Genomic DNA, 25,019 nt, shown 5'->3' with positions numbered 1-25,019 from the left:
CTTCTTTTTATACAACGTCTGTAACCACAAATATACAAATATTCATCAAAAATCAGCACGGAAGCCAAGAAAATAGCAAGTTTTATCCCACAGGAATTTTCAGAACCTGTCCGGGACGGATATTTGCATTCGGTAATCCGTTCGCCTTTTGTATCAAAGCTGCCGACACACCGGGATACTTTTTCGATATCGTGTAAAGGGAATCTCCCGATTTCACCTGATAAGAGACATAGCCATTACTCTGTTTCTCAACTATTTCCGAAGGAGAAGTCGTTTTAGGTATCGCCTTAGACTTTGCTGTTGAAGCAAAAGCCACCCCGCCATTATCCACATACAAAGTCAGGCGCCGCCCATTAGCCAGACGGTTCGACTTCAGACCGTTCCATTGACGTACTTCTTTCGGAGTCACTCCATACCGGTCGGCTATCGCATAGATATTTTCGCCGGAAGCGACACGATGAGTAATCTTTTCGCGGTTAGAGGACTTTCTACTGTCTTTATCGGACGGATTATAAGCCAGACAATTCTCCAACAAATCTTCTGCACGATGCGTATAGATCGTATCTTCTTTGTCGATGAAAGCATATGTCTGGTTTACCGGCAACTTCAACACAGACGGCTCCGTGTTTCCAGGGATAATATCACGCTTATACTGCGGATTCAAGGCACGGACCTGTTGAATATCCATTTGTAGTATATCTGCCACCTGCTCCAGATGCAGCGCTTTTGTGACAACGACCGTATCGGTAGCCAGCGGCATACTGGTCTGTATCGGACAGATATTATGATCGCAATAATAGTTCATAATATAATTTGCCGCAATGAATAACGGCACATACGAGCGGGTTTCTTTGGGCAGATAAGGGAATATCTCCCAGAAGTCCGTCTTCCCTCCGGAACGGCGGATAGCTTTATTGACATTTCCCGGCCCGCAGTTATAAGAAGCCAGCACCAGATTCCAGTCACCGTAAATAGCATACATATCTTTGAAATAACGACAGGCGGCATGTGTAGCCTTTACCGGGTCACGACGTTCGTCAACAAGACTGTTGATCTCCAGTCCGTAAATCTTTCCGGTCGGAAGCATGAACTGCCATAAGCCGCAGGCACCGACACGTGACAAGGCTACCGGATTCAGGGCACTTTCCACCACAGCCAGATATTTCAGTTCGATTGGCAAGTCATGCTCATCCAGAACCTGTTCGATGATTGGAAAATAAAAATCCGCCATACCCAGCATATAACGTACCAGATTACGACGGCGGTCGGCATATAAATCAATGCAATCGCGTACTACCTTATTATAAGGTAAGGAAATAACACGCGGAAGGCTTTCCAGACGTTCCCGGTAGACAGAGTCAGGGAACCATACATTTGCGGCATCGTCATGACAATATTCATCTTTCTTGGAAAAGTATTGCACATGCCAGGAGTGAAGCAGGCTGTCGACATCCGCATCCAGACTTTCGGGTATCAGACCGACATCAACCGACAGGGAGTCGGCGGAAAGGTCCGAATACTGAGGTTCTTCATTTTCAGTTATTGTTTCCTGTGCACGGACAACAGTAACGAAACAGCAGAAACAGAGTAATGATAATAAGTATTTCATGTATTAATTAGAATTTTATACTGCAATTCAGGCCATATATTCGTTCACTGACGCTGGTCTTAGGCATCACCATCGGTTCCACCCGCATACTCAGGTCAGGAGATATATCAAAGTCGAACAACTGGGCATCCACATAAGCATCGATCATACAGATAGCATAAACGCCGGCTGTGATAATAATACTCAAATCCCTGTAACGACGGAAATAGTCCTTACGGCGCTTGATGTTATCCTGATAAGATGCGGTCGTAATAAATTTTTCCGGATCATATCCGTTCTTCTTCGCAATATCCGTCCATGAACTACTCCATTTAGACGGATCATCCGCATTGTTTTTCACATCATACATCAAATCAAAATAGGCCGTCGAATAATCCTTATAATTCTTGTTATTCCAGGTTATCGCATAGATACAGCCCATAAAACCACCATATACAATAGGTAATTTCCAGTAAGCCTTGTTATATATCTGTCCCAATCCCGGCAAAATAGCTGACAAAATAACCGCCTTTGTCGGATTGGGTTTGAACGGTTTCATATCTATTTCCTTGCCCTTTACCCGGCTCGCAGAGTCAGCCGACTGAAGTACAGCCTGCACCGTTGAGTCGGGTGGTGCAACAACAACCGTATCGGCGTCGAGTATAACCGCCTTGCCTTGTGCTTTTGTATATAAAGAGATACCCGTAAGCACCACCAGCAAGCACAGTATCCTGCTTATTTTTAATTTCATCCTCACGAATCTACCGTCAACTTATTTCAATTTATCCAACAGACCGATCAGTCTTTCCAGTTCTTCTTCCGAGGTAAAAGGAATCGTGATGCGTCCTTTTCCCTTCTCGTTGCACGCCAGTTGTACCTTTGTATTAAAGAATCGGGACAAATGATCCTTCAGCAGGTTAAATTCTTCGGGAAGCATCGGTTTGCGTCCGGCTGTTTTCTCTTTCTTTTCTGTCGCTACAGCTTCCGCTCCGTTCCGCACGATCTCTTCCACATTACGTACGGAAAGTCCTTCTGCCAATATTTGTTCATACAGAGCCAACTGCACCTCCGGATCTTCGACCGGCAGCAGGGCACGAGCATGTCCCATATCGATTTTCTTATCTTTCAGTCCCATCTGTATCTCGGCAGGCAACTTCAGCAAGCGCAGATAGTTGGCAATAGTAGCCCGCTTCTTTCCTACCCGTTCGCTGAGTTTTTCCTGAGTCAGACCGTAGCTATCTATCAGTTTCTGATAAGCCAATGCTATTTCTATCGAGTTAAGGTCTTCACGCTGTATATTTTCAATCAGCGCCATCTCGACTACATTCTCGTCGGCTGCCGTCTTGATATAGGCAGGAATCTGTTCCAGACCTGCCATCAGAGAGGCACGGTAACGACGTTCGCCGGAGATGATCATATACTTCTCGGTTCCGATCTCTTTCAGGGTTATCGGCTGGATAACACCCAGGGAGCGGATAGAAGTAGCCAGTTCCTCCAGTGCTTCTTCCTCAAATATGGAACGGGGTTGATCCGGATTGGGCTGAATCTTGCTCAGTTCTATCTCACTGATAGAAGACGAACCGCCTGTCTTCAGGTCGTCCATCGTGATCAAAGCATCCAATCCACGGCCAAGAGCCGATCTTTTCATTACTGCCATAATTCTACTTATTTGTTTTTGTCTATCAGCTCCTGTGCCAGCTGCATATGATTGAGCGCTCCTTTCGATTCGGCATCGTAAAGCAATACCGGTTTGCCGTAGCTGGAGGCCTCACTCAGCTTCACATTACGCTGAATAACGGTTGTAAAAACGAGATCGCGGAACGGACGTTTCACCTCTTCGTAAATCTGGTTGGCCAGGCGAAGGCGCGAATCGTACATCGTCAGCAGGAATCCCTCGATTTCCAAAGCCGGATTCAGCTTTGACTTAATAATTTTTATCGTATTCAACAGTTTACTGATACCTTCCAATGCAAAATATTCACATTGTACAGGGATTATGACCGAATCGGCTGCCGTAAGGGCATTTACTGTAATCAGTCCCAGAGAAGGAGAACAGTCAATCAGGATAAAATCGTACATATCCTTCAGGGGAACGAGAATCTGTTTCAGGATTTGTTCCCGGTTCTCCATGTTCAGCATTTCAATCTCCGCACCCACCAGGTCGATATGCGACGGGATAATATCCAGTCCTTCCACCTCGGTCGGGATAATGGCCCCTTTTGCCTCCTCGCTATTTACCAGGCATTCATAGATGGACAACTCGACACTGCGAATATCCACACCCAGTCCGGAGGAGGCATTTGCCTGCGGGTCCGCATCAACAACAAGCACTTTCTTTTCGAGTGCAGCGAGGGATGCAGCCAGATTAATCGTGGTCGTTGTCTTACCAACTCCACCTTTCTGATTTGCTAAAGCGATAATCTTTCCCATACTTCGTCTATTAATTCGGAGGCAAAACTAAACATTAAAAACCTAACGAAATCAGGTTTTAGCAAAACAATGCTCGTTTTGTTGAAAAGTCGCCCTAACTGTTGATAACTTGCAAATATAAACAGAATATTTAATAACTTGTTCCAAATGAGGAATATGCATATACTTTTTTGGAAATGATAACGAAGTTTTAAAAATACAAAGCCTCCCCGATATCAACCGGAGAGGCTTGTTTTGTGTCTGCGTTCCTCCTTCTCAGGAGTACTTGACAGAAGAACTTTATTTTATTACTTAATATTCATCATCCCACTTGTTCACCCGTCGCAGGCTACTGAATGGCTCTCCCGAAGGAGAACCATTACGCGAAATGATTATTTTTGATTATAAATTTCTTATTTAATAATTGCTTTAACAGCGCTTTCGCCTTCAACAGCTATGAATACAATACCTGCAGGAACAGAGATTGTAGCTTCGCTAGAAGTGATTACTGTGTTAGCAATTGTCTGACCAAGAACGTTGCTGATAGCAACAGTCTTACCTTCAGCACCCTTCACTACAACAGCACCAGGAATTACAGATACAGATACTTCTGTAGTCTTAACACCTTCGTTTTCTGTCGGAGTTTCGTCTGTCTGACCGAAGTGGAATACCTGAGACTGGTTGATTACTTCGTTGATAGAAGCTGAGATGTCTTCATGATCACCTGTCGGTGTAATCTGAGCCAATACAGGAATACCGTTATGAACTTTCACCCAAGCACCAGCGAATGAACCGATAGCAGAACCCTGACCATTAGATTCCATCAGGAAGCCTTCACTTGCATCAGCAGTTTCATCAGCCTGGTCATTGATCTTTCTCAGAGAGAATGCATAGTTCTTATGAGCACCGTCAAGTACATTAGCTACAGAATTAGCACGAAGCAAATCGAAGTCAATTACTTTTGTTCCTGTTTCTGTATTGTTAACGATAGTAGTAACATCTGCCAAAGTCTTACCATTATTCAGGATATAAAGAGTTTCTGCAGTAACATTACCCTTAGCATCAGTTGTTACCTGATGAACACCTTCTACAAATCCTAAACGAGTGTAATTTTCGAATTTGAATTTGTCAGCATCAGTCATTACATTATTGTTAGGCTGAACAGAGTCAGTATAGTTAACCAAGAAACGACCTGCCACGTAACCATTGTAAGCTACATAGTGATTGTCATCAGCAGCTTTTGCTTCAGCTTCAGTTTCCCAATAACCATGAGTTTTGCTGCCACACAGGAATCCGTCAGGAATAGAATCTACGTCTACAGCAAACAAGTACTGAGGCATGAATTTATTAGAAGACAGAACTTTGTCAACATACATAGCAGCAGCGTCAGCTGAAACACCCTTACTTTCAATACCTAAGAACTGAACGTCTGCGATCGGTTGAGAAGCGCTTACGTTTTTGCTGTCATTTCCGTCTTCGAACAGATATTCGTTTGCATTACCGCTCTTTCTGTAGATCTTCACTACATTGTTCATCGGCATGTCATAATCAGCAGTCATATCGATATACTGCGGACGGATCTTGTGCTGGAAGTAGAATGCAGAAGCACGATCTTCAGGATTGTCGTTCAAGCTAGAGAAACGTAATGTACCCAAACCATCTACAACATTAGCCTTGTTCCAACCATTAGAAGTTTCTAATGTACCATTTGTATTTTGAATGTCTACCAATACATAGCAAGTATCAGTTACAGCATTATTAGCATCAGAACGAACCTGATCAGCTTTCAGATAGAAGTAAGCCCACTTAGCTTTTACGCCATCGATATCAGCTTTCTTAACTGCTTCGTAATAGTAATTGTTATCCTGTGCATTTTTAACCAATGCAAGATACTTCTTATCGTTGTCTAATAGATTAGCATCTTTCAGTTTCAGAACATAAGCTGTTCTTTGCAAATCCTGATAACCATCCAACGAATAACCAAAACTGTTCACAATAGCACCACCATTGTTAGGCAATGTTGCTTCAGCGATTTCATAGATTGTAGGATCTGTTGCTTCTTCAGCTTTAGAGATCTTACCTACTTCACTCTGCAAATACAGGTTATCGTTATTGAAATGGTAATACTTGATAGTATAGTTGTTTTCAATACCATTGCTCAGTTCATCAACAGTGAACTTCTTGTATCCGTGATAAGCAGTCTTAGCGATCGGAGAAGTTACAGCAGTGAAGATGATAGAATCCTGAACACCCAGATTCTGGTTATTGAACATACCCTTGTTATCATTTCCACCTACATAAGTACGGTCGATAAAGCGGTAGATTGTTTCACCAGCAGCAGTAGTTCCCATATTATACAACTGACCTTCAAATACCTGATCAGCATATTCACGGTTGTGAATCTTCACACGACGTGCTACGCTTGAAGCATCGTTGCAATCCAACTGTTCAACAACCCACTGTGTAGCAGGCATCAAAGAGAAGTCCTGATCCATTGCCTGGTTGTCATACATCATGTTACCTTCCATGTTTTCAACGATATACATACCGTTAGCACGTTCTACAGAAGATTTAGTTGTATACAGATTGATGAAATACAAACCATTAGCAACTGTACCGCGAGTCAGATATTCGAACGGACGTACAATAGATGTTTTTACCTTAAATTCATCACGGTTGTCTCTGGCAACTGTCAGTACCGGATTAGTTTGACCCGGGATTGTAGCAGCTGTTAAAGAAACTGTATTAGAACCTGTAGTAGCGTATGTTTTAGTATTAGTAAACGTATTTGCTACAGTATAATCGTTTTCGAAATATTGTGTACAAGCTTTTGAAGCCTTCCAATCTGTATGAGCATTGAATTCAGCATCTTCCTGTACAGCAGCATTCAACGGTTCGATCAGCAAGCTGTCGTTTGTCGGGAAATAAGTCGCTTTGAAGTAGTAGCGAGCTTTCATATAATCACCATCTGTTGAAACCGGAGTTTTTACGGCAAACTGAACAGAAGGAGAAACTGAAGGAGCATATTTTTCTTCCTGATAACGAGCTGTATCAGCCAACAGATATTTGTTACCGATCTTGAAGTTCAGGTTGAATTTATTTGCAGCAACTTCTGCCAAACCTAAAGTCAATGCATCTTCTTCTGCAACAAATGATCCTGTAAAAGGAGCAGTACCTTCCAATGTATTCGGGTTGAACAGGAATTCGAAGTTAGTTGCATGGAAATCAGCATCCATACGAGCATTCAAATCGTCAGCAGTCATGATGATCGGATTAGCAACCACCGGCTTAAGATTTACTGCAATAGTAGGAATGTTACCTACTGACGGACCAGCTACATTTGAATCGTAAACAGCAGAAGTCAACAGTACACCTGTTTTATTCATACCGTCAGTAGCCAAATCACCTGTTACTGTAGCATCATCAGCAACTACCAAACACATCACCTGATTGTTTGCCTGATTGTGAAGATAAGAGAATACAGGAGAATAATCAAAAGGATTTACATTGCTGTTTACTGTGTACCATGACCAGTTGTCAGTACAACCATTCATTTCTACAGCAGCTGTTGCTTTAGCATTTGGAGCTGTACCAACTTTTGCAGCACGTTCGTGATCGAATGTCAATGCGAAACCAGTTTCTTTGTTTACATAAGTAAACTTACCACCACTTACACCATCTTCCTTGTCATAGTTGATTGTCCACAAAGAAGCATTCAGAGGAGCTTCGCTGGATTTAACTGCTTTCAGATAAATCTTACCTGTTTCATAGTTTCTTTCCTGAATCAATACATAAGGATCTGTACCATCATCCTGGATATTGGTTCCAGCAGTTACCTGTAATTGATAAAGAAGATTGTCTTGGATATGGTAAACATCCTGTGACCAAGCAGCCCCGTTGAATGTTGCACCACCAGTCAAAGCAGATAGACCAGCTTTACCTGTAGATGTTTTGGATACGGAAGTTGTAGCAAATGTGCGATAAGCATCTTGTACAGTCTGTGCATTTGCTGAGAACAACGTTCCTAAAGCCAAGCATCCTACCAGAGTAGAAAACTTTTTGTTCATAATTCTAAAATTTAATATTAATACTAAAGTGTAATAAGTTCTTATTCAATACGATCACCCTCAAAAGGTCCTCTTAACCTATGACTAAAATAATCGATCGTTTTTTCTCGTCATGACTTTGAAGGTTCGTCCCTTAAATCGGGAGATTCATACAGATGATGCTATTCAATTGATAAGAAAGAACATACCGTTGAAAAAAATATTTGAAAAAGGATTGCCGAAATGAAACAAATGCTTACTTTTGTTGACGAGAAAAAACGATCGTTTTAGCTAGTCATTTCTGTCCCCTCTTTTTAGTCCATTATTCATCTATTTCATCAGATAAAACACTTCTTATATATTAAGATGTACGCACGTACATTAATATTACATTTACATAGAATTGATTTTCAAGTCATACGCACATTCTAAACAGATACCGATCTTCGCTTTCCATGAGATCTAAAACTATTTTACCCACAAATTTATCCATACAGACGGAGTCATCCTCACAAGCCCACCGGATTACCAACTGTAAGTCAATCAATTAACAGATGAATCCACCATCCTATTCCGGCGTCACCAACACTTTTTCATACTATTTTTATACAAACAGACTCACTCGAACAGGCTAGTAAAAGGTAAAAAACAACATACGGAAAATTAAATATTAAACACCCTGAAATTAAGAGTAAAATATAGCACCTTTAAATATGTAAAGCTAGCCTTACGTATTTGTAGTATATAACTTACTTTTTTGTAATGATAGCATTACTTTTTAGAAAAGTATATATTACAGAAATCAAAGTAAGCAGAAAAACACTTAGAATTACCATACTTACTCCTTAGATATACGGACGTGACGGATTAGTTCCCGATAAGTAAAAAATAATAGCCGAACCGTCATTCCGCTTGCTTTATCACTTTACAACAGTGACGCCCAACAGAACTGCCGGCGTCACCCCATAAACGCGTGATAACCAACAGACAAAAGCCACAAACACAGTCGATGACTCCCTTTTAAATAAAACAAATATAAACTCCAGAAACTCAAATTGTACCGACCGGAAGTAACTCTCTCCGAACGTTAAGAAAAAATTAAAAGCATCCTCCGTCAAAAGATTATCGTTACATTTGTAGTGATATTTAAAAGAAGTTGCGATGAATGATAGACCGTTGATACTGATTACAAATGATGATGGCGTAAATGCCAAAGGTATTAAAGAGTTAACTGAATGCCTGAGAGACCTGGGCGATTTAGTCGTATTTGCTCCCGACGGCCCACGTTCGGGCATGAGCAGTGCGATTACTTCTGAAAATCCAATCAGATATAATCTGGTGAAGAGAGAATACGGACTTACAATCTACGAATGTACAGGGACGCCGGTGGACTGTGTGAAACTGGCTATCAATGAAGTGCTTGAACGTAAGCCGGACCTGCTCGTTTCGGGTATCAATCATGGTGGCAATATGGCGATAGCCGTTCTTTATTCCGGTACGATGGGAGCTGCTGCCGAAGGATGCGTATTCGGAGTTCCTTCGTTGGGAGTATCATTGCTCGACCATCATCCGGATGCCGACTTTACGGAATGTTGCCGCCTGGGACGTATGGTGGCACGCCGTGTACTGAAAGAGGGATTACCTGCCGGAACCTATCTGAATCTGAATGTTCCGAAAGTGGATACAGTCAAAGGCATGAAGATTTGCCGTCAGGCTGCTGGAAAATGGGTGAAGGAATACAAACGCTCGGAGAATGGAGCCGGCAAACCGGTATTCTGGCTGACAGGTTCTTTCGAGAATGCCAAACCGATTCATCCGGAGAACGATATGCTGGCACTCGACAGCGGATACGCTTCGCTGGTGCCCTGCAAACTGGATGTGACGGATTACGAATGGATGGAGAAATATAAAAACTGGGAAGGATGAAATATTTTCTGATCGCAGGCGAAGCTTCGGGCGACCTACATGCGTCGAACCTGATGGCGGCATTAAAAGAAAAAGATCCGGAGGCGGATTTCCGTTTCTTCGGGGGAGATTTGATGCAAGCTGTAGGCGGCACATTGGTAAAGCATTACAAAGAGATGGCTTTTATGGGTTTTATCCCCGTATTGCTCAACCTGCGAACAATCCTGAATAATATGAAAACCTGTCAGGAAGATATCCGGAAATATCAGCCGGACGTGGTGATACTGATCGATTATCCGGGATTCAACCTGAAAATAGCCAAATTCGTAAAGACAGTGCTGCATCTGCCTGTTTACTATTATATTTCTCCCAAGATATGGGCCTGGAAACAGTACCGCATCAAAGACTTCCGCCGTTATGTGGACCGGATGTTCTGCATCCTGCCTTTTGAAACCGAGTTTTTCCGCAAGCTGGATTACTCGGTCGATTATGTAGGAAATCCATCTGTCGATTCGGTTGCCCAATATAAAGAAAAGCAAGCCAACCGCCCCGATACGTTTATGGCCGATGAAAGACTGCCGGATAAACCCATCCTGGCCCTCCTTGCAGGAAGCCGCCGGCAGGAAATCAAAGATAACCTTCCGACCATGCTCGAAGTGGCAGCTGCCTACCCGGACTATCAGCCGGTTATAGCCGGAGCTCCCGGACTGGAACCGAAATATTACAAACAATATATAGGAAACCATCCTGCCAAAATCGTCTTCGGCAAGACATACGACCTGTTGCAACACAGCCGGGCCGCCCTGGTTACTTCGGGTACGGCAACGCTTGAAACATCGCTATTCCGCGTACCGCAGGTAGTCTGTTATTACGTCGTGGCCGGACCGTTGGCCAGTTTTATCTTCCGCAATTTCTTCCATACCAAATATATCTCGCTGGTGAATCTGATTGCCGGACGCGAAGTCGTACAGGAATTGTTCGGTGCCCGCTTCTCTTATCAGCAGATACACGATGAGCTGGGCAAAATACTTCACGATACAGCTTACCGTCAACAGATGCTCGACGGTTACGACGAGATCATTCAGATGCTCGGAAAACCCGGTGCTTCACAACGTACAGCCGAACTTATTTACCAATCACTGAAGCATTAACATCTTTTATCATTTTCTTTTGCAGCATTTTCCGTTATTCTTCCATCTAACCTTTTAGAATGGGAAAATAAACAATTGTGATATGAATGTGATGAGGACGTTGAAAACTTTTATACTGGTTCTGGGAACCATTCTGGCGACCTTTACCATGTATTCTTGTTTAGATGATGACAGTAATTCTTCTAATAAATACAGTTTTGGAATAGCTACGATCAAACCATTAGGGAATGACGCCTATTACCTGCAATGGGATGATTCAACGACTTTCTGGCCGGCATCCGGCGTTACTCCTTATTTCGGGGTAGATAAAGAAAGACGTGCTTTTATAAACTTTACATTATTGGGAGATTCGACCAGCCACATGGCAGAAGGATATGATTATGCAGTCCGTGTAAACAGAATCGACAGTGTATTGACTAAATCGATCGTTGGCGATCTGGGCGAGAAAAATGATGAATATTACGGCAATGATCCGTTATGGATGAAGTCCGTATGGATTGAGGATGGTTATATTAACTTCCAGTTCGAATCTTATTTCGACGGATCGACCAAACATTTTCTCAATCTGGTGAAGATGAACAATACGGATACATATGAACTGGAGTTCCGTCATAATGCATACAATAACTTGTCGGGTGGACAAGGATGGGGCCTGGCCTCATTCAGACTGAATAGTCTGCCGCCTACAAACGGTGATACAGTGACGATGAAGGTGAAGTATAAATCGTATGAAGGTGATGATACGATTGAACTTAAATACAAATCAGGTACCCCTGCCGGTAAAGCGCCGATGTTGGGAGCCGAGAATTTTCAAGTGACAAATTAAACCTTCCCACATAACTTTTATTTTTATCATTTAGTTCAGGGAGAGAGGCATCGTGATGATGCCTTTCTTTTTTTTGTCTAATTTTGTGACAGAGATGCAACGGTCGGACGTTTTCTCTCGTTTATATAAACAAATGAACGAAACAACAGTACAACTGATAAAGGGTTGCCGGGAAGGAAAACGGAGTGCGCAACTGGGCTTGTACAAACAATTCGCACAGCGATTGTACATAGCTTGCCTGCACATTGTCGGCAACAGCGGTGAAGCGGAAGAAGCCATGCAGGATTCGTTCCTGAAAATCTTCACGCACATCGACCAATATAAAGATGGACAATGTTTCGAAGCCTGGATACACCGGATAGCAGTCCATACGGCCATCGATTATGTGCGCCGGCAAACACCGGAATGGGAGGAGCTATCCGACAACTATGCCGATCCGGAGTCGGACGGACCGAACGAAGAGGAGATAGCCTATTCGGTAAAACAGGTGAAAGAGGCAACCGGTAAATTACCCGCCGGTTACCGCGTAATCCTCTCGCTCTACCTCTTCGAGGGATATGATATGGAAGAGATTGCCTCTATCCTGAACATTCAGCCGCCAAGCGTACGCAGCCAATATCTGCGGGCAAAGCGCAAATTGTTAGACATTATAGCAGCAAATTGACATGGACAAATTAAAGAATTTCATAGACACCAATAGAGAAGCATTTGAAGATGACCTTATGCCGGAAGGTCACTTCGAACGCTTCGAAAAGAAACTGCCGCCTGCCCGCAGGAAACATTTCAAACTATATAGTTTGTCTGCTTTCGCTGCCGCAGCCGCCATTGCACTGATACTCCTGCTCCGCATGCCGGGTGGGACGCCTACTCCTATAAATCAAAAAGCAGCCATACAGCAACAATGCAGCCAGCAAAAGGAATTTGGCGAACTTCAGATGTATTACAAGATGCAGATCAACGATATCATGGCGCAAATGGAATCGTTGTATAAAAAGGAAAAGACTCCGGGAGCCGCCGGCCTGTTACAGGAAAGCAAAAGGATTCTGAAAGATAACTATATGTTTGAAGAAACAATCCTCCCGACACTGCCTTGCTCGAACGACGGCCTGTTCGCTATGAACCAGCATTATAGTGCGAGTGTCGAAAGCCTGAACATCATGCTGAAACAGATGGAAATAGTTACAAACGATAATGATGACAAATAAAAATATATATCATGAATACAAAACAATTAAAAAGCCGTTCCTTATTACTTTTGGCAGTGCTACTTATCGCTAGTACCGCTATCAGTTGGGGCGCAAAACCGGAAAGTATTAAGAAAAAAGAGATCAGTAAATCTTTTGACGTCAGCCTGAGTGACCTATTGATGACGGACAATCGTTACGGCAATACGACCATCACGCACTGGAACAAGAATGAAGTGGCAATCCGCGTTGAGATAGAGGCTAAAGCCGAAAGTGCGGATGCTGCACAGGCTTGCATCGACCGTGTGAACATCGAACTAAAGAAAAGCGGGAATACGGTTTCCGCCATCACTTCGCTGAAACAGCAAAACTGGGGTAATAACAATTCCAATATCCGGTTTACGATCAATTATTTTATCAGCATGCCTTCGAAACTGGCAATCAACCTGTCGCAGAAATACGGGAACATCAATCTGCCGGACAAGAATGAAGGCAAAAGCACGATACAGGTGAAGTACGGTAACCTGAATGCCGGCAGTTTCACCCAGCCTCTCAACCTGGAAGCTAAATACGGGAATGTGGATATTAATAATGTAACGAAGGCGAATCTGGACCTGGGATACTGCGGAAACGTCTCTGTCGGCGATGCAGAACAAATGAATGCCGACAATAAGTATTCGAATATGAATATTAAGAAATGCGGCCAGATCAATCTGGAAAACAAGTATGGTAATATAAAAATCGAAAGTCTTGACAAAGGCTATATGGAGATCAAATACAGCGAAGCGATGATCGGTTCGGTAAAAGATGAATTGAATGTGGATGAACTGGCTTACAGCACATTGACAATAAAAGAATTGTCTGCCAACTTCAAACAGGTGAATGTAGATGCACGCTATGGTAATCTGAATATCAGCGTTCCGGCAAAAGCCTCTTTCAAAATCGCTGCCGAAAACATGAAATATGCCAACCGTCATGTCAGTGGTTTCAACATCACAAACTCTTCGACAGAGGATAAAGTGAACCATTACTATGAAATCAACGGCGGAAACAAGGGACGCATCAATTTCGACGGAAATAATTACAGCAATATTAATGTGAAGGCGTTAAAATAGAAAAAGAATATACTATTTGTTATAGTGACGGGAGTAACTAATTCCCCTCTTGAGAGGGGATAAGGGGTGTGTTAAAGCTAGTTATAGGGCTGAACTATGACACCCCCCCTACCCCCTCTCAAGAGGGGAAACAGTTACAACTTGTCAATATAAACAATTCAAGCCTGATAATATCAAAATCGCAATGCCAATACTTTATCCAGTGCCGAATAAAATATCAGCGAACCGGCGATAGCCGCAATTGTCATAATAAACGGCAGTTTATCCTTTATCCCTTCCAGCATATGATCAACGCTTCCTGCGGGTTGTTGGCCTAAAAGCATCAATACGCCGGCAAATACGACGAGATATGCAATAATGATGCCAACAATCATAAAAGGGGGCATTCCGGAACTCATCCGGGCCTTTTTCACTTCCGGTACTTTCAACGGTTCTTCCTGCATGATAAGCTCCATGATCCGCAGGCTTAAATCCGGAGATGGCTTAACCATTCCTTCTTTCAGAAGTTTGCCGGTCAAGCGGTTTATATCTTTATCTGATGTACTCATAACACATTCGCTGTTTCATTCTTCATCATTAACTGTAATGTCTCGTAGAAATGCTTACGTCCCCGAAACAATTTAACTTTAATATTGGAAGGCGTCAGATCCGTGATCTGACCGATGTCCGCAATGGAACACTCTTCCAGGTAAAAGAGATTAAGTACCAGGCTCTCGTCGGCTGGTAACTTTTTCAATACACGTGCAATTATTTCTTTCCGGTCTTCCCGCTCCAGGATAGCCGTTGCGCTATCTACTTCACTGGTTGTAAGATCGGTTGCAATAGCATCATCATAACTGTCGAATACGGATTGCTTCCGCTGGGCGGTAATGGCCGTATTATAGACAATTTTATAGAACCAGGTAGAAAACTTACTGCCAAACTGGAAAGACGGAAGTGCACGATACATCTTGACAAAAGCATCCTGCACGACTTCTTCTGCCTCCTCGCGATTCTCCAGTATGCGGAAGGCAATCGTAAATGCCATCTGCTGGTACTTCGCGACGAAGCAGGAGAAACTTTTGGTGTCCCCTGCCAGAATGCTTTTTATCCATTTTTGTTCGTCCATCAATCCGGTTTATTGTTCTTTCTCTTTTTCCAACATCTTGAGAACAATGAAGAAATAGGCCAGATAAGCTATACCGCCACCTAAAACAGTAAAGATAACAACAGAAAAACCAGCCCAATCATGCGGCATCGTATCATCCAGATATATACCACCAATAGCTCCCAAAGCCAACCCGATCATCAGCAAACCGTTGCGCAGGGCATTGAATTTATTCGCCTTCCTTTCCGGCTCTTCCAATACAATACCTTTCTCGATCATAGCCATACGCTCTTCATGTTTTGTCCGGGTAGTTCTTACTACAAGTACTATAAGCAACACTACGGGCAAGCCTACCGCACAAACAATTGCAACCAGGGGAATCAACCAACTTTCCATAATTTCAATATTTAATTTGTTTCTAATTTGTTTCGTTTACAGATAAGACTAACGTTCCGGAAAGAAGGTTACAGGAATGACAAACTATTTTCAAAAAAAATACCCGAAAACCGGATGCACCTCCGATTTCGGGTATTTATCAATAAGTTATCCGTAAACTACGGAAAGATTAATCCAATATTTTAATCTTAATGTTACGATACCAAACGTCGTCACCATGATCCTGCAAACCGATGAAACCTTCTTTGTTAGGTCCGCCACAGTTCAACAGTAGTTCATAAGCCAACGGCCATTTGTCTTTGCTGAATTTACTCTTGTCCAGCATTTCTTTCCACTGCTGTGTCCACAAGTGATATTCAACAACCGGTTCGTCATTCTGATAGTGAACAACCGTACCTTTGTAACACATGATCTTAGACTTGTTCCATTCGCCGAACGGTTTAGAGTTCTGCGGTTTAGCCGGGATCATATCATACAGGGAAGCAGACATACGATTGCCATCTTTACCCAATTTGGCATCCGGATGGTTTGCGTTATCCAAGATTTGGAATTCAGGAGCAGAAATATAAGAAGGTTGTCCTTCCACTTCCTGGATCATAATAAATACACCGGAATTAGCGCCTTTAGCTACTTTCCATTCCCATTCCAACTCAAAATTTTTGAACTTATGAGCAAATACCAGGTCACCACCGTCCTTAGCACCAGCTTCACCGGCACCGGAGCCTTTGATATGAATTGCGCCGTCATTCACCTCCCAAGCATTAGGAACATCTGTACGGTCATATCCTCTCCAGCCATTCAGTGTTTTACCATCAAACATAGTAATCCAACCATCGGCATCTTTCGGGAATTTAGACAAGTCGACTGTCGGTAAATCCAATAATTTGTATTCAGGAACAGCAGCTTCTGTTCCTGCTTCGGCTGTTACATCGGCAGCAGCTTCATCTGTTTTCTTTCCACCGCCACAAGATGTAAAATAGCACATCATCAGCGCGGCACTGACAAATAATACTGACTTCTTCATTTTTATGTAGTTTAAAACTGTTATCTAGGCATATCAGGCAATTTCCAACCATCGCGATAGTTGTGCTTGATCAGTTCTGCTGCAAACTGTTTTGCATTAACAGGATCTGTCCAGTCCTTTGCAAACGAAGGATGACCATCTTTGATAGTGAAACCGTCTTTGATACAAGTCTTTATCATTTCGTTATCACCGATGTTCGTAAATTGCATGTTATTGCCATCCCATTTCAATGTTCTGTTCAAACTCTGTAAACGAACTGCTAATACACCCATCACGATCATTTCGTTGAACGGACCGGCTTCCGAGAAATTCGATTTTGTTTGTACACGGCTGGATGCATTTTCTTTACAAGCACGTACCCAATCCATTTCATGTCCTTTTACACGACGACATACTTTAGGAGCATTTGGAACACGACCTGACAACAAGAACGGCTGCTGTCCGTAACAACCGCAAATCAATGTATCTTTCGTTCCATGGAAAATAGTCAGACCGCCACCAGGTCCCATCAATTCTTTTCCTTCCGGGAAACCTTCCGGACGATTCGGCATCATACCGCCGTCATACCAATGAATTTCAACTTCCGGCATGGCCAGTTTCGGCATATTTTCACGAGCCGGGAAAATAAACTTCACATGTTGTGCATTAGGAGCGCAATCACGAAGCAACAAAGTAGAGGAAGCTTCAACGCTTGTCGGGTAACCTAATTTCAATGCCTTAAACGGAGTGTGCATGATATGGCAAGCCATATCGCCTAAAGCACCTGTACCATAAGCCCACCATCCGCGCCAGTTCCAAGGATGATAAATTTTGTTGAAAGGTTTCAATTCGGCAGGACCGGTAAATAAATCCCAGTTCAATGTAGAAGGCACCTTATCTGCTTTATCCGGAGTATTCAAACCTTGCGGCCAAATAGGACGGTCTGTCGCACATTCAACTTTTGTGATATCACCGATTTCGCCATTCCAGATCCATTCGCAAACCAAATCCGTATCTTCAGAAGAAGAACCTTGGTTACCCATCTGAGTTGCAACATTTGTAGAAGCAGCCAATTTAGTCAACAAACGAGATTCGTACACAGAGTGTGTCAACGGTTTCTGACAATAAACATGTTTGCCCAATGTCATCGCATCTCCCGTAATCATAGCATGTGTATGGTCGGCTGTAGCGATAATAACGGCATCGATAGATTTACCCATCTCATCGTACATCTTGCGATAGTCCCAATATTTTTTAGCATTCGGATGTTCGTCGAATACGCCTTTCGCATATTTCCAATCCACGTCGCAAAGAGCAACGATGTTTTCACTTCCTTTTACAGCATTAATATTGGCATGTCCCATACCGCCGATACCGACAGCAGCAATATTCAATTTATCTGTTGGAGCCACATACCCATGACTTTTTCCTAAAACGGAACCCGGAACAATGGTCAAAGCAGCAGCAGCGGCTGCGCCTCTTTGAAGAAATGATCTTCTAGTGATGTTTGACATAGTAATAATTTTTTATAGATTAGCACTTAATAATAATATTCTGATTCAATTGTCACATCTTAAAAACACAAACTGACGCAAATATAGCCAATGCGAAAATAACAACAAGCCGTCCTTCCCGCTTTCTTTTTCAAAATAGTTTTTTTTAACAGTGCTTATAGACAATGTCTATTTTTTCATAAATATTATCTATAGAACTAGGTGTTTGAAAAGTCGTTCTTTCTTTTATATTTGTCTAGCACAAAACATATTCACCGGATTTCTGTTATATAAATGAAGAGCTGAACATGAAAAAGAAACCAATACTTGTTCGAATTTACCAATTTTACCTGGAAGGATTTCGTGAAATGAAGCTGGGTAAAACGCTATGGCTGATTATATTGGTCAAGCTCTTCATCATGTTTTTTATATTAAAACTGTTTTTCTTTCCTAATTACCTGGGACAGTTTGACAGCGATTCCGAGAAACAGGAACACGTATCGGGTGAATTGATCAATCGAGCAATTACTCCTTAATTAATATAATTATGATCGAAAGCATTGACACTTCTTTGATTGACTGGTCGAGGGCGCAATTCGCTCTGACGGCCATGTATCACTGGCTTTTTGTACCCCTGACTTTAGGGCTTGGTGTGATCCAGGCAATACTGGAAACCATTTATTACAAAACAGGTGACGAATTCTGGAAAAAGACAGCTCAGTTCTGGATGAAGCTGTTTGGTATTAACTTCGCGATCGGTGTCGCCACCGGTCTGATTCTCGAATTTGAGTTCGGGACGAACTGGTCGAACTACAGCTGGTTCGTCGGAGATATTTTCGGAGCGCCGCTGGCCATCGAAGGTATCCTTGCTTTCTTTATGGAAGCGACATTTATCGCGGTTATGTTCTTCGGCTGGGACAAGGTGAGCAAACGTTTCCACCTGGCTTCTACCTGGCTGACCATCATCGGAGCCACCTTATCCGCCCTGTGGATCCTGATCGCCAATGCCTGGATGCAGCATCCGGCAGGTATGCAATTCAATCCGGACACGGTACGCAACGAAATGTTCGATTTCTGGGCAGTCGCTTTGTCGCCTGTCGCCATCAATAAATTCTTCCACACCGTATTATCCGGCTGGATCGTAGGTGCATTATTTGTAATAGGCATCAGTAGCTGGTATCTGTTGAAGAAACGGGAAACGCGTTTTGCCCTGGAAAGTATCAAGATCAGCGCCATTTTCGGACTGGTTGCTTCTTTACTGATCCTTTGGACCGGTGACGGTTCCGCCTATCAGGTTGCTCAGAAACAGCCGATGAAGCTGGCTGCCATGGAAGGCCTTTACGAAGGAGGAAACGGTGTCGGACTGGTGGGCATCGGGATGCTGAATCCGGAAAAGACCAGTTATAAAGATAATGTAGAGCCATTCATCTTTAATATACAAATACCGAAAATGCTGTCTTTGCTGGCAGAACGCAAGATGGACGGATATGTGCCGGGTATCAATAATCTGATCGAAGGAGGATATGAAACCAAAGACGGCACGCCGGCCCTTTCCGCTGCCGAAAAGATCGCCAAAGGGCAACTGGCTATCCAATCACTCGCCAAATACCGCGAAGCCAAGAAAGAGAAAAACGAAGTGGCCGCCAAACAATACCGGGCGACACTTGAAGAAAACTTTCCTTATTTCGGTTACGGTTACATCAAAGATCCGGGCGACCTGGTTCCTCATGTAGGAATGACGTTCTATTCCTTCCGCATCATGGTGATTCTGGGAGGTTACTTCATCCTGCTCTTTATCATTGCGATCATCTGGAGTAAAAAAGACAAGTTCAAAGACACCCGCTGGCTTCAGAAAGTATGCCTGTGGTCGATCCCGCTGGGATATATTGCCGGACAGGCCGGATGGATCGTTGCCGAGGTGGGACGCCAACCCTGGGCCATACAGGATATCCTTCCGACGAGCGCATCTATCTCCAAACTGGCTACGTCGTCTGTACAGACCACTTTCTTCCTGTTCCTGATCCTGTTTACCATCTTACTGATTGCCGAAGTGGGAATTATGGTGAAGGCTATCAAGAAAGGACCGGCCGTATCTACTAACAATGAAAACTAAAAATATACACCATGGATAGTACATATATATTATTACAACATTACTGGTGGTTCCTCGTATCCCTGCTGGGAGCACTGTTAGTATTCCTGCTTTTTGTACAGGGAGGTCAGTCATTGCTCTTTTCGATCGGAAAGACGGAGCTGGAACAAAAGATGCTATTAAACTCAACCGGACGTAAATGGGAGTTTACCTTCACAACGCTGGTTACTTTCGGTGGTGCCTTCTTTGCCTCTTTCCCCTTATTCTACTCGACCAGTTTCGGCGGTGCTTATTGGGTGTGGATGCTCATTCTGCTTTGCTTCGTGATACAGGCCGTATCTTACGAATACCAAGCTAAAAAAGGGAACTTACTGGGCAAAAAGACTTACCAGGTATTCCTGATCATCAACGGCGTGCTGGGTCCGATCCTGCTGGGAACCGCCGTAGGGACATTCTTCAACGGAGCCGAATTTTCAGTGAATAAAGGACAGATGACAGACATTGCCATGCCGGTTATCTCGACCTGGAATAACTCTCTGCACGGACTGGAAGCAGCATTTGTATTCTGGAACGTTTGTCTCGGGTTGGCCGTATTCTTCCTGGCACGTGTGCAGGCATTGCTCTATTTCATCAACAATATTGACAATAAGGATATAGTGGGCCGCTGCCGGAAACGCTTGATACCGGAAACAGCGTTGTTCCTGGTGTTCTTCCTGCTGTTCCTCATACGTTTGATGCTGGTAGACGGTTTTGCCGTGAACCCGGAAACGCAGGAGGTGTTTATGCAGCCTTATAAATATTTCATCAACCTGATCGAGATGCCGGCTGTACTGGCAGTTCTGCTGGTGGGCGTAGTGCTTGTTTTGTTCGGTATTATTAAAACAATCCTGTCGCAAACGTGGCGGAAAGGAATCTGGTTTGCCGGAACAGGGACCGTCCTCACCGTACTGGCGTTATTGCTCTGTGCCGGTTGGAACAACACGGCTTATTATCCGTCGTTGACCGATCTGCAAAGTTCGCTGACTCTTCAGAATAGTTCATCAAGTCCGTTCACGCTGAAAGTGATGAGTTACGTATCCATTCTCGTTCCGTTCGTGCTGGCTTATATATTCTATGCATGGAGGGCACTCGATCTTCATAAGATCGACGCAGAAGAGATGGAACAGAAAGACGGGCACACTTACTAAAGAACACGGCGTCCGTACGGGCGGTTCACGAACCGCCCTTTGCAAGAAACATACCCCATAAAACAAAGGAAACGGCGAAGCTCACGCTTGGCCGTTTCTACATTTAACCGTTTTAAACAAAAAGAAAAAGTTAGTTAAGGCTTAGAATAAAATATCTTAAGTCTTTTTTACTTACTATAGAATGCTTCCTTTAGGACAGCAAACAAATATATGTAATCCGAAGCATCTTCGGAACAATCCGACCGCATTTTTTGCTATTTTTCACAGAACACAGATGCTTTTGTATTATCTTTGCAAACAATTATCCAAGGGATTCCTTTATGGCAGATTTCAATTTAAACATTTTGGGATGCGGTTCGGCCTTACCTACAACACGGCATCTGGCAACCTCTCAGGTAGTAGATTTACGGGACAAATTATATATGATAGACTGTGGCGAAGGCACACAGGTGCAGATGCGCCATATGCGTATCAAATTCAGTCGGTTGAATCATATTTTCATATCCCACCTGCATGGTGACCATTGTTTTGGTCTGCCCGGCTTGATCTCCACACTTGGTATGCTGGGACGCACCGGCGAACTGGTGATACATGCACCCAAAGAGATCGAAAACTATATGCGTCCGGTATTGGATACATTCTGTAAAGGCATGCCTTACGAAGTCCGTTTCAATCCTGTGGATACACGTAGTCATTCGCTGATTATGGAGGATCGCTCGCTTTCCGTCTACTCCATTCCCCTGAAACATCGTATCCCGACCTGCGGCTTTTTGTTTGCCGAGAAGCCTAAAGAAGCCCATATCATCCGCGAGATGACCGACTTCTATCAGGTCCCCGTCAGATGCATGAAGGATATCAAGCTGGGAGAGGATTATGTCACACCGGAAGGAGAAGTGATTCCCAATTCACGACTGACACGCCCGGCAGCTCCCCCCAAACGGTATGCGTATTGCTCGGATACGGCCTACAATCCTTCCGTCATCCCGATCATTGAAGGGGTAGACCTTCTTTATCATGAGGCAACCTTTGCCGAATGCGACAAGGCACGCGCCAAAGAAACATTCCATTCTACAGCACGGCAAGCAGCAGACATCGCTCTGAAAGCCGGTGTCAAACGCCTCGTTATCGGCCATTATTCTGCCCGTTACGAGGACTTGGCAACATTGCATCGTGAAGCGGAAGAAGTATATCCCGGCACCATTCTCGGAGCCGAAGGGATGGTTTTGCCCATATAATATCGTGGTTTTCTTAAATAATAACTGCCAAATATCCAGCATATTCAAAATTATTCATACATTTGTACGAATTTAGGGTTTCGAATATGAGAATATTATTTTCCATAATCCTGTTGATCAGCGCTTACGTTGGTTCCCCGTTTATTGCAAGTGCGCAGCAAACGGTTCAGGCAACGCATGCCATAAAGCAAGCAGAACCCGATTCTATCGAAATCAGCGCCTACGACAACAAGGTGGTTGTGAAGAATGCTCCCATCGGAAGCAAGCTGGAAATATACAGTGTAGTAGGCATCCGTGTCAAGGAAATCGAGCTGAAACAACCGGATGGCGAATACACCGTTAACATCGCCAAAGGTTACTATATCGTCCGCATCGGCGAAACTGTCCGCAAAGTAGCCATCCGCTAAATACATCTCCGTTGTTTTTGGATATCTTTTTATTTATATCCATCACATCTCATTCTAATTTCCCCAAAGTTTTTTACACAGTGGGGAAAAGTCCCCACCATAATGGGGAAAAATCCCCACTGCAATGGGCTTATTTCCCCACCCTGATGGAACTTTTATTTCATCCGCACAAGCTATAAGTTCTTCCCGAATAAAACAAACCTCCGTCTTCCCGAAAAGAAAAGAGGACCTGCCACCAAGACAAGCCCTCTTCTTCTGTAATTATATATGTATAGGTTAAAAAGCGTAGGAAAGACCGATAGACGGCATCAAGGCATATACGTTGTAATGTCCGCCGAATGTACGGGGTTTCTTTAAAAGGTCCAGGTCGGTATAAGAACCGTCGCGCCCGAAACCTGTTACATAAGAGAATGCAAAATCAACGGATAAAGACTGTAACGGACGGAAACTCAAACCGGCAGTGATACCCAGTTTGTTCATACTCGGAGTTTCGGGATTCAGATAATTATCTTCTACCGGAGTTTCGTCGAAATATGCACCTAAACGAAGGTCCAGACGGTTTGTTGCTGCAAACTGAGTTCCCAGACGATAGATACGTGAGTTTTTATATTTCTTCGGGGCATCGATATCATAATCGCTCAATTCGGATGCCGGATAGAAGTTCACAACTAAAGAGTTGTAAGCACCCCAGCCTACAAACTGAACTTCACCGGAAACAATCCAGCGGTCATTGGGTTTGTAAGTCAGGCCGACATTCCAGTTATCCGGCAGAGGCAGTTCAGCAGAGAAAGTAGCCTGGTCCAGTGGAGGAATATTGATTCCGCCCTCAGGAATACCGGGAATAGTGATGCCACTTGCCTGGAGCTGACCAACCAAGCCATTTACCTGTTCCAACAATCCTTTAATTCCTAATTCATTAGCATAGCTCAAACGGACATCACCTTCTTTCACACGGGCTTTCACCTTTGAACGGTAAGATAAACCGACCGTGAATTTATCGTTAATATCATACATCGCACCCACATTGAACCCGAAACGGATACCTGCATCTCCTTTCAAAGAAGCAGAAGCTGCGGATACTTCGTCATATTTAGCCATTTCTGTGACCAACTGGTCAACAACCGGTCTCAATTCCGGCTTTGCTTCAAGTATCGGACCAAGTTGCCCCATCATGCTCTCAGCCAAACCTGTCATGGCACGCGGAGCAATCAAGGCACGATTCAGTTCAATATTACCGAATTCCATCATCAGGCCTGCGCCGATACTCAGGTTATCCATAATCTTCCAGGAAACAGTTGGCTGAATATTGAATGCCTTCAAAGAGATATCCTGCACCAGGTGAGCACCTTTCCAGTCGCGTCCCCAGTTAATCGCACTACCATAAGGAGTGTTTACACTGATACCGGCTGCCAGGAAGTCATAAATCTTGAAACCGGCATATACATATAAAGGAGTACTTGCCTTATTATCCGTTTTTTGTACATAACCATCATCTCCCGTAAACTTACCATTGGCAAACACCCCGGTAATACCGGCCGACAAATCCACGTTCTTATCCATAAACACCAGACCAGCCGGATTAAAATGCATGCTTTCTGCACCCAACTTCATGGCTACACCTACGTGTCCCATACCTGCCTGCTTGGTACTCTGAGCGTTAACCTGGTAACCCTCTGCCGCTGCATACGACATCGGAAGCATGGAAAGACATGCTAAAGCGATAACTTTCTTCATAAAATATTCATTAATTAATACCTCTCTTATAACATCCTCTCAGATGCAAACGCCGGCAAAGATAAAGACTTTTCTTTAATATTGCACACTTTTAACAAGAATGTGCGGCACATTTCCGCATTTATTGTGCAATTACTCCACAGAATAAATAATTCAGAAAA

General features: G+C 43.5%; 22 protein-coding genes. 11 read left to right on the top strand and 11 right to left on the bottom strand.

Annotation, left to right across the window (positions count from 1 at the left end; translation table 11 throughout):
• Positions 1-82: 82 nt before the first annotated feature.
• The 5 genes from HMPREF1535_RS11500 to HMPREF1535_RS11480 form a co-directional block, all read right to left on the bottom strand.
• On the bottom strand, positions 83-1,609 hold the full coding sequence (locus HMPREF1535_RS11500; protein ID WP_009859840.1) for a lytic transglycosylase domain-containing protein: 1,527 nt from the start codon (positions 1,607-1,609) through the stop codon (positions 83-85).
• A 7-nt stretch (positions 1,610-1,616) separates the two neighbouring features.
• Entirely contained in the window at positions 1,617-2,339 is a 723-nt protein-coding gene (locus HMPREF1535_RS11495) for a DUF5683 domain-containing protein (RefSeq protein ID WP_052716691.1), read from the bottom strand.
• 21 nt (positions 2,340-2,360) lie between these two features.
• Complete coding sequence (locus HMPREF1535_RS11490) at positions 2,361-3,245, bottom strand: ParB/RepB/Spo0J family partition protein (protein WP_046146193.1); 885 nt, start codon at positions 3,243-3,245, stop codon at positions 2,361-2,363.
• Between the two features lie 8 nt (positions 3,246-3,253).
• Positions 3,254-4,018 (bottom strand): ParA family protein, encoded by a 765-nt coding sequence (locus HMPREF1535_RS11485; protein WP_046146192.1) that lies wholly within the window; start codon positions 4,016-4,018, stop codon positions 3,254-3,256.
• Positions 4,019-4,410: 392 nt separating this feature from the next.
• Complete coding sequence (locus HMPREF1535_RS11480; RefSeq protein ID WP_148499110.1) at positions 4,411-8,064, bottom strand: DUF6383 domain-containing protein; 3,654 nt, start codon at positions 8,062-8,064, stop codon at positions 4,411-4,413.
• A gap of 1,140 nt (positions 8,065-9,204) precedes the next feature.
• Between HMPREF1535_RS11480 and surE the strand changes: the two genes are divergently transcribed.
• The 6 genes from surE (at position 9,205) to HMPREF1535_RS11450 (ending at position 14,224) form a co-directional block, all read left to right on the top strand.
• Positions 9,205-9,969 (top strand): 5'/3'-nucleotidase SurE, encoded by a 765-nt coding sequence (gene surE / locus HMPREF1535_RS11475; protein ID WP_046146190.1) that lies wholly within the window; start codon positions 9,205-9,207, stop codon positions 9,967-9,969.
• A complete protein-coding gene (gene lpxB / locus HMPREF1535_RS11470; RefSeq protein WP_046146189.1) occupies positions 9,966-11,099 on the top strand; it encodes a lipid-A-disaccharide synthase in 1,134 nt (377 codons plus the stop codon). Before surE ends, lpxB begins: the two co-directional genes overlap by 4 nt.
• Before the next feature lie 82 nt (positions 11,100-11,181).
• Positions 11,182-11,925 carry a NigD1/NigD2 family lipoprotein gene (locus HMPREF1535_RS11465; protein ID WP_009859847.1) on the top strand — a complete coding sequence of 248 codons (744 nt, stop codon included), beginning with the start codon at positions 11,182-11,184 and terminating at the stop codon, positions 11,923-11,925.
• 94 nt (positions 11,926-12,019) lie between these two features.
• Complete coding sequence (locus HMPREF1535_RS11460) at positions 12,020-12,589, top strand: RNA polymerase sigma factor (protein WP_082207534.1); 570 nt, start codon at positions 12,020-12,022, stop codon at positions 12,587-12,589.
• A 1-nt stretch (position 12,590) separates the two neighbouring features.
• Positions 12,591-13,130, top strand: a complete 540-nt coding sequence (locus tag HMPREF1535_RS11455; protein ID WP_046146187.1) for a hypothetical protein — start codon at positions 12,591-12,593, stop codon at positions 13,128-13,130.
• 11 nt (positions 13,131-13,141) lie between these two features.
• Positions 13,142-14,224, top strand: a complete 1,083-nt coding sequence (locus HMPREF1535_RS11450; RefSeq protein ID WP_009859850.1) for a hypothetical protein — start codon at positions 13,142-13,144, stop codon at positions 14,222-14,224.
• A gap of 173 nt (positions 14,225-14,397) precedes the next feature.
• Here the strand turns inward: HMPREF1535_RS11450 and HMPREF1535_RS11445 are convergent, their stop codons facing one another.
• From HMPREF1535_RS11445 to HMPREF1535_RS11425, 5 genes are all read right to left on the bottom strand, one after another.
• Positions 14,398-14,772: a hypothetical protein gene (locus HMPREF1535_RS11445; RefSeq protein WP_009859851.1), complete on the bottom strand. Its 375-nt coding sequence runs from the start codon at positions 14,770-14,772 to the stop codon at positions 14,398-14,400.
• A complete protein-coding gene (locus HMPREF1535_RS11440) occupies positions 14,769-15,332 on the bottom strand; it encodes an RNA polymerase sigma factor (protein WP_009859852.1) in 564 nt (187 codons plus the stop codon). Before HMPREF1535_RS11440 ends, HMPREF1535_RS11445 begins: the two co-directional genes overlap by 4 nt.
• Positions 15,333-15,341: 9 nt before the next feature.
• Entirely contained in the window at positions 15,342-15,707 is a 366-nt protein-coding gene (locus HMPREF1535_RS11435) for a DUF6249 domain-containing protein (protein WP_010800759.1), read from the bottom strand.
• Between the two features lie 169 nt (positions 15,708-15,876).
• On the bottom strand, positions 15,877-16,731 hold the full coding sequence (locus tag HMPREF1535_RS11430; protein WP_046146186.1) for a 3-keto-disaccharide hydrolase: 855 nt from the start codon (positions 16,729-16,731) through the stop codon (positions 15,877-15,879).
• A 20-nt stretch (positions 16,732-16,751) separates the two neighbouring features.
• The gene (locus tag HMPREF1535_RS11425) at positions 16,752-18,224 is read right to left on the bottom strand and encodes a Gfo/Idh/MocA family protein (protein WP_009859855.1); all 1,473 of its coding nucleotides are present in this window, start codon (positions 18,222-18,224) and stop codon (positions 16,752-16,754) included.
• Between the two features lie 287 nt (positions 18,225-18,511).
• On the opposite strand from HMPREF1535_RS11425, the gene HMPREF1535_RS11420 reads away from it, so the two are divergent.
• The 5 genes from HMPREF1535_RS11420 to HMPREF1535_RS11400 all read left to right on the top strand — a co-directional run bounded on the left by HMPREF1535_RS11420 (position 18,512) and on the right by HMPREF1535_RS11400 (position 23,124).
• Complete coding sequence (locus HMPREF1535_RS11420; protein ID WP_009859856.1) at positions 18,512-18,739, top strand: DUF4492 domain-containing protein; 228 nt, start codon at positions 18,512-18,514, stop codon at positions 18,737-18,739.
• Positions 18,740-18,750: 11 nt separating this feature from the next.
• The gene (locus HMPREF1535_RS11415) at positions 18,751-20,316 is read left to right on the top strand and encodes a cytochrome ubiquinol oxidase subunit I (protein WP_046146185.1); all 1,566 of its coding nucleotides are present in this window, start codon (positions 18,751-18,753) and stop codon (positions 20,314-20,316) included.
• A gap of 11 nt (positions 20,317-20,327) precedes the next feature.
• Positions 20,328-21,482, top strand: a complete 1,155-nt coding sequence (locus tag HMPREF1535_RS11410) for a cytochrome d ubiquinol oxidase subunit II (RefSeq protein ID WP_046146184.1) — start codon at positions 20,328-20,330, stop codon at positions 21,480-21,482.
• Between the two features lie 320 nt (positions 21,483-21,802).
• A complete protein-coding gene (locus tag HMPREF1535_RS11405; RefSeq protein ID WP_010800761.1) occupies positions 21,803-22,717 on the top strand; it encodes a ribonuclease Z in 915 nt (304 codons plus the stop codon).
• 86 nt (positions 22,718-22,803) lie between these two features.
• Positions 22,804-23,124, top strand: a complete 321-nt coding sequence (locus HMPREF1535_RS11400) for a T9SS type A sorting domain-containing protein (protein ID WP_009859860.1) — start codon at positions 22,804-22,806, stop codon at positions 23,122-23,124.
• 276 nt (positions 23,125-23,400) lie between these two features.
• Here HMPREF1535_RS11400 and HMPREF1535_RS11395 read toward each other — a convergent pair whose 3' ends face one another.
• Complete coding sequence (locus HMPREF1535_RS11395; protein WP_010800762.1) at positions 23,401-24,858, bottom strand: OmpP1/FadL family transporter; 1,458 nt, start codon at positions 24,856-24,858, stop codon at positions 23,401-23,403.
• Positions 24,859-25,019 lie beyond the last annotated feature (161 nt).

The organism is Parabacteroides goldsteinii DSM 19448 = WAL 12034, from assembly GCF_000969835.1.
Lineage (GTDB): Bacteria > Bacteroidota > Bacteroidia > Bacteroidales > Tannerellaceae > Parabacteroides > Parabacteroides goldsteinii.
The sequence above is the reverse complement of the archived record's forward strand: the minus strand, read 5'-3'. Positions and strand labels throughout refer to the sequence as shown.